Source organism: Kutzneria buriramensis (genome assembly GCF_003387475.1).
Classification (GTDB): domain Bacteria; phylum Actinomycetota; class Actinomycetes; order Mycobacteriales; family Pseudonocardiaceae; genus Kutzneria; species Kutzneria buriramensis.
Genome location: NZ_QUNO01000001.1, coordinates 614,189 through 627,728, shown reverse-complemented (window position 1 = coordinate 627,728; position 13,540 = coordinate 614,189). Strand labels below are relative to the sequence as shown.

Annotated in this window: 13 protein-coding genes; 9 read left to right on the top strand and 4 right to left on the bottom strand. The window is 71.8% G+C overall.

Annotated elements, in window-relative coordinates:
• Positions 1-130: 130 nt before the first annotated feature.
• The 4 genes from BCF44_RS03020 to BCF44_RS03005 all read left to right on the top strand — a co-directional run bounded on the left by BCF44_RS03020 (position 131) and on the right by BCF44_RS03005 (position 5,182).
• Positions 131-1,024, top strand: coding sequence for a hypothetical protein (locus tag BCF44_RS03020; protein ID WP_116172477.1), 894 nt, complete (start codon positions 131-133; stop codon positions 1,022-1,024).
• A gap of 165 nt (positions 1,025-1,189) precedes the next feature.
• Positions 1,190-1,972: a hypothetical protein gene (locus BCF44_RS03015; RefSeq protein ID WP_116172476.1), complete on the top strand. Its 783-nt coding sequence runs from the start codon at positions 1,190-1,192 to the stop codon at positions 1,970-1,972.
• A gap of 279 nt (positions 1,973-2,251) precedes the next feature.
• Complete coding sequence (locus BCF44_RS03010) at positions 2,252-3,322, top strand: hypothetical protein (RefSeq protein ID WP_116172475.1); 1,071 nt, start codon at positions 2,252-2,254, stop codon at positions 3,320-3,322.
• 198 nt (positions 3,323-3,520) lie between these two features.
• Positions 3,521-5,182: a serine/threonine-protein kinase gene (locus BCF44_RS03005; protein ID WP_116172474.1), complete on the top strand. Its 1,662-nt coding sequence runs from the start codon at positions 3,521-3,523 to the stop codon at positions 5,180-5,182.
• Positions 5,183-5,368: 186 nt separating this feature from the next.
• On the opposite strand, the gene BCF44_RS03000 is transcribed toward BCF44_RS03005, so the two are convergent.
• Positions 5,369-6,283, bottom strand: coding sequence for a LysR family transcriptional regulator (locus BCF44_RS03000; protein WP_116172473.1), 915 nt, complete (start codon positions 6,281-6,283; stop codon positions 5,369-5,371).
• Positions 6,284-6,365: 82 nt separating this feature from the next.
• On the opposite strand from BCF44_RS03000, the gene BCF44_RS02995 reads away from it, so the two are divergent.
• Both BCF44_RS02995 and BCF44_RS02990 read left to right on the top strand, forming a co-directional pair.
• Entirely contained in the window at positions 6,366-7,307 is a 942-nt protein-coding gene (locus tag BCF44_RS02995) for a DMT family transporter (RefSeq protein WP_116172472.1), read from the top strand.
• 186 nt (positions 7,308-7,493) lie between these two features.
• A complete protein-coding gene (locus BCF44_RS02990) occupies positions 7,494-7,709 on the top strand; it encodes a hypothetical protein (protein WP_147328374.1) in 216 nt (71 codons plus the stop codon).
• Here the strand turns inward: BCF44_RS02990 and BCF44_RS02985 are convergent.
• Both BCF44_RS02985 and BCF44_RS02980 read right to left on the bottom strand, forming a co-directional pair.
• Positions 7,652-8,329, bottom strand: a complete 678-nt coding sequence (locus BCF44_RS02985; RefSeq protein ID WP_116172470.1) for a response regulator — start codon at positions 8,327-8,329, stop codon at positions 7,652-7,654. The genes BCF44_RS02990 and BCF44_RS02985 overlap by 58 nt on opposite strands.
• The gene (locus tag BCF44_RS02980) at positions 8,326-9,630 is read right to left on the bottom strand and encodes an ATP-binding protein (RefSeq protein ID WP_246014790.1); all 1,305 of its coding nucleotides are present in this window, start codon (positions 9,628-9,630) and stop codon (positions 8,326-8,328) included. Before BCF44_RS02980 ends, BCF44_RS02985 begins: the two co-directional genes overlap by 4 nt.
• Positions 9,631-9,741: 111 nt before the next feature.
• Between BCF44_RS02980 and BCF44_RS02975 the strand changes: the two genes are divergently transcribed.
• Entirely contained in the window at positions 9,742-10,974 is a 1,233-nt protein-coding gene (locus BCF44_RS02975) for a PspC domain-containing protein (RefSeq protein ID WP_170217306.1), read from the top strand.
• The gene (locus tag BCF44_RS02970; protein WP_116172467.1) at positions 10,967-11,170 is read left to right on the top strand and encodes a hypothetical protein; all 204 of its coding nucleotides are present in this window, start codon (positions 10,967-10,969) and stop codon (positions 11,168-11,170) included. Before BCF44_RS02975 ends, BCF44_RS02970 begins: the two co-directional genes overlap by 8 nt.
• Before the next feature lie 42 nt (positions 11,171-11,212).
• On the opposite strand, the gene guaA is transcribed toward BCF44_RS02970, so the two are convergent.
• On the bottom strand, positions 11,213-12,757 hold the full coding sequence (gene guaA / locus BCF44_RS02965; protein ID WP_116172863.1) for a glutamine-hydrolyzing GMP synthase: 1,545 nt from the start codon (positions 12,755-12,757) through the stop codon (positions 11,213-11,215).
• A 67-nt stretch (positions 12,758-12,824) separates the two neighbouring features.
• On the opposite strand from guaA, the gene BCF44_RS02960 reads away from it, so the two are divergent.
• A complete protein-coding gene (locus BCF44_RS02960; protein WP_116172466.1) occupies positions 12,825-13,526 on the top strand; it encodes an aminoglycoside phosphotransferase family protein in 702 nt (233 codons plus the stop codon).
• Positions 13,527-13,540 lie beyond the last annotated feature (14 nt).

Sequence of the window (13,540 nt, the reverse complement as noted above, 5' to 3'; positions counted from 1 at the left end):
GCAGTGGGACGCGGCACGCCCGCCGCTGATTCACGCCCTACTGTGATGTCTTCTGACGGCTGATCCCCACTGGAGCGGTCCAGACGGGATTTCCGCGTCAGGCGTGACGCCCGGGAGGGTCTTGAAGAGCATGAGCAGCGAGGCGGGCGCACAGGACCGGGGCCGGCACCGACGGGTGGCGTCCGGGTCGGGCGCGCTCCCGTCGCCGCGCGCCGGTCTGCGGGCCGCCCACGCCCGACCGGTGGTGGTCCGCCCGTGCGACGAGCCGACGATCCCGCTGCCGGCGGTGCCGCCGGGCGACATCGACCCGATGGTGGACACGGATCCGGTGGGGCTGCGCAAGTTCGGCATCGGCACGGTGCCGGCGTCGGTCACCCCGCCGCGCAAGTGGCGCCGGGCGGCCTGGTTCTCCGTGGGTTCCTCGGTGGCGGCGCTGGTCGCCCTGCTCATCGTCGGCGCGCTGCTGGTCGGCCCGTCGCGGATGCGCACCCAGATCGAGTCGTTCCCGGGCAACGCCCTCCAGGTTCCGCTGCCGACGACCACGACGGTGTCCCCGGACCGGCAGCTGCCGCCGGGCGCCCCGAGCGAGGTGGCGGCCACGGGCAGCGCCGCCGGGCGGCCACAGGCCGCCGGAGGCGCCGGCACGGGCAGCGCCACGTCGACGCACGGCCCGCGGCCGACGATCACCACGGTGCCGGGCACGACCAACCCGGTGGTGGACCCGGGCAAGATCGCCCAGCAGACCCAGCACTTCTTCGCCGCCGTCACGTCCGACGTCGGCGAGGCCTACCAGCTGACCTCGGGGGCGCTGAAGGCGGACGGCCAGGCGGCGTTGCAGCAGCGCTATCAGGACGTGGCGTCGGTGCAGGTGCAGGGCATCACCATCGACCCGGCCAAGGGCATCACCATCAACACGGTGCTGGTCACGCACAAGGACGGCACCACCACCAGCGAGCAGCACGTGCTGGCGTTCACCACCGGGGCGTTGCCGCTGATCAGTCAGGACACCCCCGTCACCCGGTGACCGGAATGAAAACCTCTGCAACGAGGTTCATTCCTTCGGGTGAAGGTGTCTAGTCACGGGGGCCTCGAAGCGGTGAACTCTGCGCCAGAACTGGCCGGTACCGGGTCGAGCCCGGTACGAGTGCACGGTCCCCATCTTCGGCATCGGCTTCTCGAGGAGACGTCCGTGGAGCGTCCTGCTGGCGGCAGGCGGCACAGCCGCGGCGGTTCGGTCAGCGTGGCCGACCTGATCCGGCGGCAGCCGGGTTCTGTGCGCGTGCTGGCCGAGGACGAGGCCGCCACCGACGGTCTGCTCACCGACCTGCTCGGCGGCAAAGGCCTGCCCGAAGACAGCGAGCCCCACACCAGCACCGCGATGAAGCTGCTCGGCGTGCTCGTCGGCGCCGTGACGCTGGCCGGCACGATCGCCGCGGCGTCGCTGATCACCAACGACTCGCGGCCGACCCGGGCCTCCGCCCAGGCGCTGGCCCCGCAGCCGCAGCCGCTGTCCGGAGGAGACGCGCTGCGCCCGGACGTCCTCGCCACGGAGGTCGCCGGCGAGAAGGCGGTGGCGCCGCTGAGCGCGTCCCCGACCACTGACCAGTCCTCCGTCCCGACGGCATCGGGCGCGGCCACCGGTCGGGCGCTGCCGGCGAGCCCGGCCCAGAGCCCGGTCGACGTCGTCCGCGACTTCTACAACACAGTTGCGGAGAATCCGCGGGACGCGCTGGCCATGATCGGCGGCTCGCTGGCCGACCTGGACCCGACCGGATTCATCCGGTCCTGGTCGTCGGTGCGGGCGGTGCGGCCGGAGCGCGTGGAGACGATGCCGGACGGCACCGTGCTCGGCGTCATCGGCATCCAGCAGGCGGACGGCAGCTGGCTGCATGTGGAGCAGCTGCTGCGGGTGGACGGCGGCAGCCAGCCGAAGATCATCGACGCCAAGGTGCTCTCGGCCCAGCAGGGTTGATCCACGTCGGACAGTTGATCTTCGCAGCGCCGGGGGCCGCCGGGCCCCGCACGCGGCCGCGTGCACGGGCGTTTCAGCCCCCAGGTCACAGGTGGGCATCGAATCGGCAACTGCCGGCATACCGTTGGGCCATTTGGCCGCTCAAGGCTGCACTAAGTAGCTCAAATCTGTGCGCCTTCTACCCCGAACTGGTGACGCCTCTCCTCTGATCCGGTATCAAAACCACGGTCAGTGATCCGACGGAGAGGTGACGAGACGGTGTACGAGGACGCGACAAGGGTGGGCACGACCACTGCCACCCGGCAGATCCCCGTTTCCGAGCTCCTCGCTCGCCATCGCGGCGAGCAGCGTGTCTCCCAGCCGCAGTGGGACGCCCCCACCGCCTGCGAGACGACGGACGTCATCCCCGTCGTCCAGGACGAGTACTACCTCGACGAACCGTACGCGGCCACCGGCTATTCCGAGGCCTACGAGTACGTGGAGGAGCGCGCCGACGACGTGCGCCCCTTCGTCGCCGGCGTCAGCCCCGACACCGACCGCTTCCCGCTGCCCGTGCTGGACAACCCGCACGCGCCGGAGGAGCAGACGCTGTACGCGCCGATCGACGTCGAGGCCATGGACGCCGAGGCCGGCTACACCGAGATCCGGCGCGGCGCCGACCCGCAGCCCGAGACCGCGTTGATCGACGCCGAGACCGTCGAGACGCCGTCCTGCGACGACACCCCCAGCCGCGAGATCTACATCCGCGAGCTGCTGCGCCGCGAGGGCCGCCTGCCCCGCGAGCAGCGCCGCAAGCAGGCCCCGAAGATCGCCGCCGCGGCCGCCGGCGTGGCCGCCCTGTGCGGCGCCGTGGCCGCGAGCATCGTGCACGTCCAGAACGCCGACACCCAGAGCAGCAACGCCGGTGGCGGCGTGCCGCTGACCGTGGTGGACGGCGGCGGCCCGCACGGGCAGGCCCTCGACGCGCCGCTGGCGCCCCGCGGCACCGAGGCCGTCACCCAGGACAACAGCGCCGGCGGCGCGGCCGCGACCACCACGACCAAGCCGCGGGTGGCGCCGTACGTGCAGGCCAACCAGAAGGCGCAGCAGCAGAGCGGCGGCACGTCGACGACGCCGCCCACCACCACGACGGACACGCCGCCGCCGAGCTCCTCGGACACGCCGCCGGCCTCGTCGACCGCCCCGTCGTCGACTCCGCCGTCGAGCGGCGTGAACAACAACAATTCGACGCCGCCCTCGACGCCGACCAACGGCGGGCACTCGTCGAACAACAGCACGCCGCCCCCGTCGACCTCCAACAACGGACTGCTCGACGGCATCGTGGGCACGGTGTCGGGCCTGCTCGGCTGATCAGAAAATCCTCCAAACGGGTGACAGCCGCCGAGCCATGGAATACTGGCTGACGAGTTGAGTGGCGTGTCACAGCGCACGGTCGGATTGACCGGGGACTGACAGGCTGACCCCCTAACCTGGGTACCTGTCCTGCCGGATGGACGGCGGGCCAAGCACGCCAGCCGCCGACCAGCGCACCGAGGAGAGACTGCATCCGTGACTGACGACGGTCGTCTGGTCGCTGGCCGGTACCGGCTGACCAACCGGATCGGCAGCGGCGCGATGGGCGTGGTGTGGACCGCCCGTGACGAGCGGCTGCAGCGCACGGTCGCGGTCAAGCAACTGTTGCTCAACAGCAGCATGAGCGCGGCCGAGTCGCACGAGGCCAAGCAGCGCGCGATGCGCGAGGGCCGCATCGCCGCCCGCCTTCAGCACCCGCACGCGATCGCCGTGTACGACGTGGCCGAGGAGGACGGCAACCCCTGGCTGATCATGGAGTACCTGCCGTCCAGGAGCCTGTCGGCCATCCTGGCCGAGCGGGGCACCATGCCGCCGCAGGAGGCCGCCCGGGTGCTGGCCCAGGCCGCGATGGCGCTCGACGCCGCGCACGCCGCCGGCATCGTGCACCGGGACATCAAGCCCGGCAACATCCTGATCGGCAACGACGGCGTCGTGAAGATCACCGACTTCGGCATCTCGCGGGCCACCGGCGACGTGACCGTGACGGCCACCGGCATGCTCGCCGGCACCCCCGCCTACCTCGCGCCCGAGGTGGCCAAGGGCTACGACCCCGGGCCGCCGTCGGACGTCTTCTCGCTCGGCTCCACGGTGTATGCCGCGGTCGAGGGCGAGCCGCCGTTCGGTCTGAACGAGAACACGCTGGCGCTGCTGCACCTCGTCGCCGCCGGCGTGGTCAACCCGCCCCGGCAGGCCGGTCCGCTGCACGCGCTGCTGATGCGCCTGCTGGCCGCCGACCCCAAGGAGCGGCCGACCATGCGGCAGGCCCACGAGGGCCTGGCCGCCGTCGCAGCCGGCCGTCCCGTGCCGCCCTCGCTGCTGGCGTCGCCGTCCGCGCAGACCTGGCGGGTCAACCCGCCACCCGCGCCGGGCACCACCCGTCAGATCGCCCCGCCGCAGCCGGTCGGGCCCGCCCCGACCCGCCTGGACGCGCGGCCGTTCGACCGGCAGTCCACCCGCGTCGCGCCGGGGACGATGACCGGCGGCCCCGGCATGATGGGCTCCGGCCCCAACACCCGGCCGCCCGGGCTCAGACCCGGCGAGCAGTCCATGCCGCCGACGCCACGCAAGTCGTCCAAGCGGCCCATGCTGCTGGCCGCGCTGGCCGTGGTCGCCGCCGCCGTGGTGGGCATCCTGGTCGCCAACGCCATCGCCAACAGCAACAGCCGGGCCGCCACCAACACCCAGACGCAGACCACTCCGCCGACGGTGACGACGCAGATCACGCCGTCGCAGGCGCCGGTCGCGGACACGACGACGCCCACCACCACGACGACGACCACCAGCTCGACCACCACGACCACGACCACGAGCGGGCCGTCGCAGAACGACCTCGTGAAGGCCGTGCAGGGCTACTTCGAGCTGCTGCCGGAGAACACCGACGAGGCGTTCCAGCGGCTCAGCCAGAACATGCAGAACAGCGCGGGCGGCCCGGACGGCTACCGGCAGTTCTGGTCGGGCATCGACGCGGTGAAGGCGACCAAGGTGACCGCCGTCGGCAAGAACAAGGTCACCGCGGTGCTGACGTACCAGAAGAAGGACGGCTCCACCGCCAAGGAAGCCGACGTCTTCACGCTCGTGCAGCAGGACGGCAGCAACTCGCTGCTCATCGACAGCCAGCAGTCCAGCCCGCTGAGCTGAGTCTTTGGCGCCGCCTCCGGCGTCGCGGCTCGGCCCCTTTGGGGCCGACGCCTCGCCCTTGCCGGATTTCGATCCGCCGCATCGGCTTTTTGGTGGGTGCGCCGGGTGGCGGCCGATCGAAATCCGCCAACCGGGCGAAGCGTCGGCGGGGCCTCGCATGACTCAGCACCAGCCTGATGGGGGCGGTCAGGCGGTGCGGCGGGCGGCGGCGCGCAGGCAGCGGATGAGGCTGGCGGTGGCCGGCTGGTCGGCGGTGAACTCCGGCACGGCGGCGTAGATGTGCCGCACGGGCTCGGGATGGCGCACCGGCCGCACGACCGTCCCCGCCACCACGGTGCCCAGCCCCAGCTTCGGCACCATGCTGATGCCCAGGCCGGCGGCGACGAAGCCCTGCGCGGTCTGATAGTCGTTGCACTGCAAGGAGAAGCTCGGGCTGAAGCCGGCCGACGCGCAGGCGTCCAACAGGATCTGCCGGCACGTCCAGCTCGACGCGTGGTAGTACTCGTTGTCCACCCACGGCTCGTAGGCCAGGTCGGCGAGGTCGAGAACCTCCTTGTCGGCCAACGGATGCCCGGCCGGCAGCACCGCGGAGTACGGGTCGTCGAGCAGATGCACGAGCTGGATTCCATTCAGCTGCGGGGTTTTCCCGTCGGCGACGACCACAATGGACACGTCGGCGCGGCCGGCCGCCGCCTCGTGGATGGGGTCCAGCGGCTCCACATTGGCCAGGTCCAGCTGCACGCTCGGATGCTGCTTGCGGAACTCGGCGACCGCGCCCGGCACCAGGGCCGCGCCGGCGGTGGAGAAGTAGCGCACGCGCAACCGCCCGGTCCGCCCCTCGCGCAGGTCGGCCAGCGCCCGCTCGGCCTCGGCGAGGTTGTCGGCGATCGTGCCGGCGTGGTCGGTGAGCAGCTTGCCGGCGGCGGTCGGCTGCACGCCGCGGCCGACCTTCTCCAGCAGCGGCAGCCCGGCCTCCCGCTCCAGCACGGAGATCTGCTGGCTGATCGCGGACGGCGTGTAGCCCAGATTGGTCGCGGCCGCGGTGATGGATCCGCTGGTCACCACGGCCCGGAGCACCTGCATCCTGCGCACGTCGAGCATGCTCAGATCTTACAGCGTGGCTTAAAGGTTTTGAAGTTTAATTCACTTGTTCTGATGCTTTGCCCGACGCAGACTTGTTGCCGTGACAACTCCGGGGAGCCTGTTCCGACTGATCTCACTCGCCCTGATCTGGGGCTCGAGCTTCTTGTGGATCAAGCTGGGCCTGGACGCGCTGGCGCCGTCCCAGATGGTCTTCGCCCGCGTCGCGCTCGGCGCGATCGTCTTATGCGCCATCGCCGCGGTCCGGCGCAGCCGGCTGCCACGCGGCGCCCGGATGTGGGGCCATCTCGTCGTCTACGTCTTCCTCGGCAACGTGCTGCCGTTCACCCTGTTCGCCATCGGGGAGCAGACGGTCGACTCCGGGCTCACCGGCGTCATCAACTCGACCATGCCGCTGTGGGCGGTGCCGTGCACACTGCTGTTCGGCGGCGTCCGGCGAGTGAGCCTCAACACGGTCCTCGGCGTGCTGCTGGGCTTCGCCGGCGTGCTGCTGATCTTCTCCCCATGGCAGGCGACCGGCATCAACCTCGGCGGCGCGGCGGTCTGCCTGGTCGCCGCGGCCAGCTACGGCGCGGCCGTGGTCTACGCCGGCCGGTTCCTGGCCAACAAGGGCGTCGAGCCGGGCGGCCTGGCCGCCGCGCAGATGCTCACCGCCACCGCGATGGCCGCCCTGGTGCTGCCGTTCAACGGCCTCCAGCCGATCCACTTCGACGTGCCGGGCCTGCTGGCCGTCGGCGTGCTGGGCGTGTTCGGCACCGGCCTGGCCTTCCTGATCCAGCACGCGCAGATCGCCAAGGAGGGCCCGACCGCCGCCGCGATGGTCGCCTACCTGCTGCCGGTGGTGTCGGTGCTGCTCGGCGTGCTCTTCCTGCACGAGGCGCTGACCCTGCGTGAGGTCGCCGGCGTGGCGATCGTGCTGGTCGGCGTCGGCCTGACCAAGCGCAAGGAGCGCACGCCGGCCCCGACAGCGGTCGAAGAGCTCGAGGAGTCGGTTCCGAGCGCAATCCGGCAGCCGGTGCAGTAGCGGGTTCGCGCCGGTGCCCGGACCGCGGGCCGAGCTCGATCGAGTCGGTCCATCGATCGAGCTCAGCCGAGGGAAGGCACCGGCTCAGAGGCGAACCCGCCCCGCGCGGAACGCGCGGCAGAAACACTGAACCGGGCGCTCCCCGGATCCGTTGGCTGGAATGGGACCGGAACGGGGAGCGTGGGCATGTTGTGGGCACTGGTCATCGGGTCATCGGTTGTCGCCGTGCTGGCGGTCTTCTGGCACCCCCGCAAGGGCGTGCACAGCGGCGGCGGCCCGGAGGGCACGCACACCGTCGCGCACGTGATCGACACCCTCGAGCTGGAGCTGGAGTCGTACGGCCGTCACACCAAGCGGCGGTCGGTGGCCCAGCGGGACAGCTCGTACCTGTTGGACAGCTGAGTCTTGCGCAGCACGCTGGACACGTGCGTCTCCACGGTCTTCACGGAGATGTACAGCTCGGAGGCGATCTCCTTGTACGCGTAGCCGCGGGCCAGCAGCCGCAGCACCTCGCGTTCGCGCGGGGTCAGCAGGTCCAGCTCGGGGTCGGCGATCGGGGCGGCGCCCGGCCGCTCGGAGAAGGCGTCCAGCACGAAGCCGGCCAGCCGCGGCGAGAACACCGCGTCGCCCTCGGCCACCCGGCGCACCGACCTGGCCAGCTCCTGGCTGGAGATGGTCTTGGTGACGTAGCCGCGGGCGCCGCCGCGGATGACCGCGATGACGTCCTCGGCGGCGTCCGACACCGACAGCGCCAGGAACACCACCGACGGGTTGGCCGGCCGGACCCGGCGCAGCACCTCGGCCCCGCCGCCGTCGGGCATGTGCACGTCCAGCAGCACGACGTCCGGGCGGTGGTGGGCTATGCCGGCGACGGCCTCCCCGACCGACCCGGCCTCGCCGACCACCTCGACGTCGTCGCCGTGCGCGGCCAGCTCGGCGCGCACCCCGGCGCGGAACAGCGCGTGGTCGTCGACCAGGAACACCCGCACCGGCTTGCGCTCCTGCTGCTCGGGTGTGGTCATGCCTTGGCCTCCTTCTTGCGGGGCATCTCCAGCTGCACCTCGGTGCCCTCCCCCGGTGACGTGCGCAGCCGGACCTTCCCGCCGTGCCGGTCCATTCTGCCCCTGATCGAGTCGGCGAGCCCGTGTCTGTCGGTCGACACCTGCTCGGGGTCGAAGCCCTTGCCGCGGTCGCGCACGAACACCGTGACGGTGTCCGGCTCGATCTCCGCGTACACGCTGACCTCGCCGACCCCGGAGTGCTTGGCGGAGTTGACGATCGCCTCGCGGGCGGCCTGCACCAGCGCGGTCAGCCGGACGTCCATCGGGCAGTCGCCGACCACGACCTGCTCCACGGCCACGCCGAAGGTGTCCTCCACCTCGCCGCAGGCCACCGCGATCGCCTCGTGCAGGGTGCCGAAGGTGACCGGCACGTCGGCCGCCTCGTTGGCCTCGGCGGCCTGCGCCCGGCCCCGGCCGTAGCCGGTCGGCCCGTACAGCCAGGTCCGCAGCTGCCGCTCCTGGCCGCGGGCCAGCTTGACCACCTCACGCGGGTTCTCGGCCTGCTTCTGGATCAGCGCAAGCGTTTGCAGCACGGAGTCGTGCAGGTGCGCGGCGATCTCCTCACGCTCCTGGTCGCGGATGCGGGCCCGCCGCTCGTCGTCCAGGTCGCGGACCAGGCGCAGCCACCACGGCACGGTGATGACGCCGACGCCGACGAGGGTGGCGAGCATGGCCAGCAACACCGGCGGCAGCAGGGCCGGCGAGATCTGCTGGAACAGGAACAGCGCGACGCCACCGCACACCAGCACCACGCCGGCGATCAGCCGGATCTTGGCCTGGGTGCTGCCGGTGCCGACGAAGCCGCTCACGCCGGACTTGGCTCCGTCGCGCCACTTGCGCCGCTGCGCCTCGTCGGCCTCGCGGTAGACCAGCGCCGCGCCGCCCACGCCGACCGTGACCGGCACGATGAACCAGGATCCGAGCGAGCCGCTGAACACCGTGATCACGATGAACAGGCCGATGCCCAGGGCGATCATGGCGATGCCCTGCTGGCGCTCCTTGGCGTCCGGCGGCGCGGCCTTCTCGCCCGGCGGCGCCTGCGCGGCGAACATCCACAGCAGCACGTACGCCAGCGGGCCCATGAAGCCGATCGCCGTCATCACGGTGAACGCCGCGCGCACCCACAGCACGGGCACCCGCAGATGCTCGGCCAGACCGCCGGCGACACCGCCGACGAGTTTGTGCGACTCGCTGCGGTGCAGTCTGCGGACGGCGTACACCTCCGGGGTGGCGGTCTCTTCCTCGGCCAGCTGCGAACTCACCCCGAAATGGTCACACGCGGGGTGATGCACAGCCATCAGGGACGAGCCCGGGGATTGTTTCAGGGGGCTCCCGGATGCCGCGGCCCGCCGGCAGGCCGCATGCTCGTCACCGTGAACACGACCAAGCACTCCGGGATCAACATCGAGCACCTGGCGTCCGACTTCTGGGCCACCCGCCCGAGGCGGCCGCGACAGGGCCGGATGGTGGCCGGTGTCGCGGCCGGCATCGGGCGGCGTTACGGCATCGACCCGGTGATCGTGCGGGTGGCACTGGTCGTCACCACCGTCTGGGGCGGCGCCGGCATCCTGTTCTACCTGCTGGGCTGGCTGACGCTGGCCGACGAGAACGACGAGGCCTCGGCGATCGAGTCACTGGCCGGCCGCGGCCGCAGCTCCGTCTCGCACGGCTTCACCATCCTGCTCTGCGTCCTGTGCGTGCCGGCGTTCGGCGCGCTGTGGAGCGGCGAGTTCGGCTTCTTCAGCGGCGTGCTCAGCGTCGCGGCGCTGATCGGCGCGCTCGTTCTGTTGCACCGCAACCGCGCCGGGCTGGGAGTGGCCGGCGCCCCGACCTCGACCTCAGGGGGATCGATGACCGCGCCGAGCTACGCGCCTGGTGCGCCGGTGTCCGCCGAGTGGGACCCGCTGGGCGCGTCCCCGCTGCTGTGGGAACTGCACGACCCGAACGAGCCGGAGACCACCCAGGTCGCCACCACCGACCAGGCCGACGCCACCGTCGCGACCCGGCCGCGGCGGCGGAACTCGGCGGTCGGCGGCGTGACCATGGGCATCGCGGTGCTGACCGCGGCGGCCCTGATCTTCACCAAGGCGTACAACCCGTGGCTGACCTGGCCACACATCCTCGGCATCGTCGCCGGCGTGCTGGCCGGCGGCCTGGTGGTCGGCGCGTTCGTGCGCGGCGGCCGCGGCCTGATCGTGCCGACGGTGCTGGTCGGCGTGGCCGCAGTGGCGCTGACGAACTCGCCCAACGGCGGCGGTTCCGGCTTCGGAGACCTGCGGGCGACGCCGACCACCACGCTGGACGCCACCTACGCGCGGTCGTTCGGCGAGGTGCGACTGGACCTCACGTCGTTCAAGTTCGACAAGGAAAAGCCGGCGCGGACGTCGGTCAGCGTGGACGCCGGCGACGCCCGGGTGATCCTGCCGGCCAACGTGAACGTGGACGTCACCTGCACGGCCGACGTCGGCACCGTGCGCTGCCTGACCCAGCGCGGCGACTGGCGCGACGTCAGCCTGCACGTCACCGAGAACGTGCCGAACGCCGTCGGAACCGTGCACCTCGACGTGCACGCCGGGGCCGGAGACGTGGAGGTCGACCGTGGCTGACCTGGAGCGCCGGGGCGGACCCCGGGTGGTGAGCCTGCTGTTCGGCGTCGGCGGCCTGTTCGCCACCGCCTACGCGCTGACCGACGGCCGGATGGCCGACCTGCCGTTCGGGGTGACCGGACTGGTCGCCGGCGGCGCCATCCTCGTCGGCCTGCTGATTCTGTTGTGGACGGTCAGACCATCCGCCCGGAGATAGGAAAGGAAGGGCCCCCGCGTTGCCGAGCGGGGGCCCTTCCCGTCATTCCCACTCGATGGTGCCCGGCGGCTTGCTCGTCACGTCCAGCACGACCCGGTTGACGTCGGCCACCTCGTTGGTGATCCGGGTGGAGATGCGCTCCAGCACGTCGTAGGGCAGGCGGGTCCAGTCCGCGGTCATCGCGTCCTCGCTGGACACCGGCCGCAGCACCACCGGGTGGCCGTAGGTGCGGCCGTCGCCCTGCACGCCGACGCTGCGCACGTCGGCCAGCAGCACCACCGGGCACTGCCAGATGTCGCGGTCCAAGCCGGCCGAGGTCAGCTCCTCGCGGGCGATGGCGTCGGCCTGGCGCAGGATCTCCAGCCGCTCGGCCGTCACCTCGCCGATGATCCGGATGCCCAGGCCCGGGCCCGGGAACGGCTGCCGGTGCACGATCGTCTCCGGCAGGCCCAGCTCCAGGCCGACCCGTCGCACCTCGTCCTTGAACAGCGCCCGCAGCGGCTCCACCAGCGTGAACTGGAGGTCCTCGGGCAGGCCGCCCACATTGTGGTGGCTCTTGATGTTCGCGGTGCCGGCGCCGCCGCCGGACTCCACCACGTCCGGGTAGAGCGTGCCCTGGACCAGGAAGTCGTACTGCTCCTTGTCCTGGAGGTCCTGCGCGGCCTGCTCGAAGACGCGGATGAACTCGCGGCCGATGATCTTGCGCTTCTGCTCCGGGTCGCTGACGCCGGCCAGCGCGCCCAGGAACCGCTCGCGCGCGTCCACCGTGACCAGGTTGACCCCGGTCGCCGCGACGAAGTCCCGCTCCACCTGTGTTCGCTCGCCCGCGCGCAGCAGGCCGTGGTCGACGAACACACAGGTCAGCCGGTCGCCGATGGCCCGCTGCACCAGCGCCGCCGCCACCGCGGAGTCCACGCCGCCGGACAGGCCGCAGATCGCCCGGCCCTCGCCGACCTGCTCCCGGATCCGGGTCACCTGCTCGTCCACAATGGACGCCGTCGTCCACTGCGGACGGATGCCGGCGATGTCGTGCAGGAAGCGCCGCAGCACCTCCTGGCCGTGCGGGGAGTGGCCCACCTCAGGGTGGTACTGCACGCCCGCGAAGCGCCGGTCCACGTTCTCGAAGCCCGCCACCGGCGCGCCCTCGCTGCTCGCGGTCACCTCGAAGCCCTCCGGGGCCTTGGTGACGCTGTCGCCGTGGCTCATCCACACGGGGTGGTGCGCCGGCAGGTCCTCGTGCAGCAAGCCGCCGTCGGCCGTCAGCTCGGTGCGCCCGTACTCACGGGCACCCGTGTGCGCGACGACGCCGCCGAGGGCCTGCGCCATCGCCTGGAAGCCGTAGCAGATGCCGAAGACCGGGATGCCCTGCTCGAACAGGGCCGGGTCCACCTGCGGCGCGTTGTCCGCGTAGACGCTGGACGGGCCGCCCGACAGCACGATGGCCACCGGGTCCTTGGCGACGAGTTCCGCGACGGTCGCGGTGTGCGGAACGACCTCGGAGTACACCTGGGCCTCGCGCACCCGGCGCGCGATCAGCTGGGCGTACTGCGCGCCGAAGTCGACGACGAGCACGGGTCGGCTCACGATCAGCGGACCTCCTGGTTGGGGGATATTCGCTATCTTCCCAGTTCGGCGCGCGGCTAGCGTGCACCGGGTGGAGCTGCGCGGCGGGCTGAACACGGTGTGGCTGATCGACAACCGCGTGCACCGGCCGGCGGGGCCGTGGTCGTCGAGCGTGCATGCCTTGCTGCGCCACGTTTCCGCGGCCGGATTCGCCTCGGCGCCGGTCCCGTTCGGCTTCGACGCCGAGGGCCGGGAAGTGCTCTCCTACCTTCCGGGTGAAGTTGGTCACCACTTCCCGATGAGCGACGAGGCGGTGGTCAGCGCGGCCCGGCTGCTGCGGCGGTATCACGACGCCACGGTCGGCTTCGCCGGCGGCGAGTGGCAGTGTCCGGCGATCGAGCCGGCCGAGGTCCTCTGCCACGGCGATTTCGCCCAGTACAACCTCGTCTTCGACGGCGACACCGCCGTCGGCATGATCGACTTCGACTGGGCGCGGCCCGCGCCGCGCTGGTACGACGTGGCCTACGGCGTGTACCGGTTCGCCCTGATGGACCTGGACCGGCCGCTGGACCGGCAGCTTCGCGGCGCGGCGCTGTTCTGCGACTCCTACGGCGCCTCCGCCGCCACCCGCAGCGGCGTCGCCGACAACCTGGCGGCCCACCTGATCTGGATGGCCGAGCTGGTGGAGCAGGATCCGCGGTTCGTCACGCAGCGCGCGGAGGAGCACAACCAGATGTATCGGGCGCACGCGGCCGCGGTGCCCGACCTGCACAGGACACTTTGTCACGGTTGACCTGGATCGTTGTA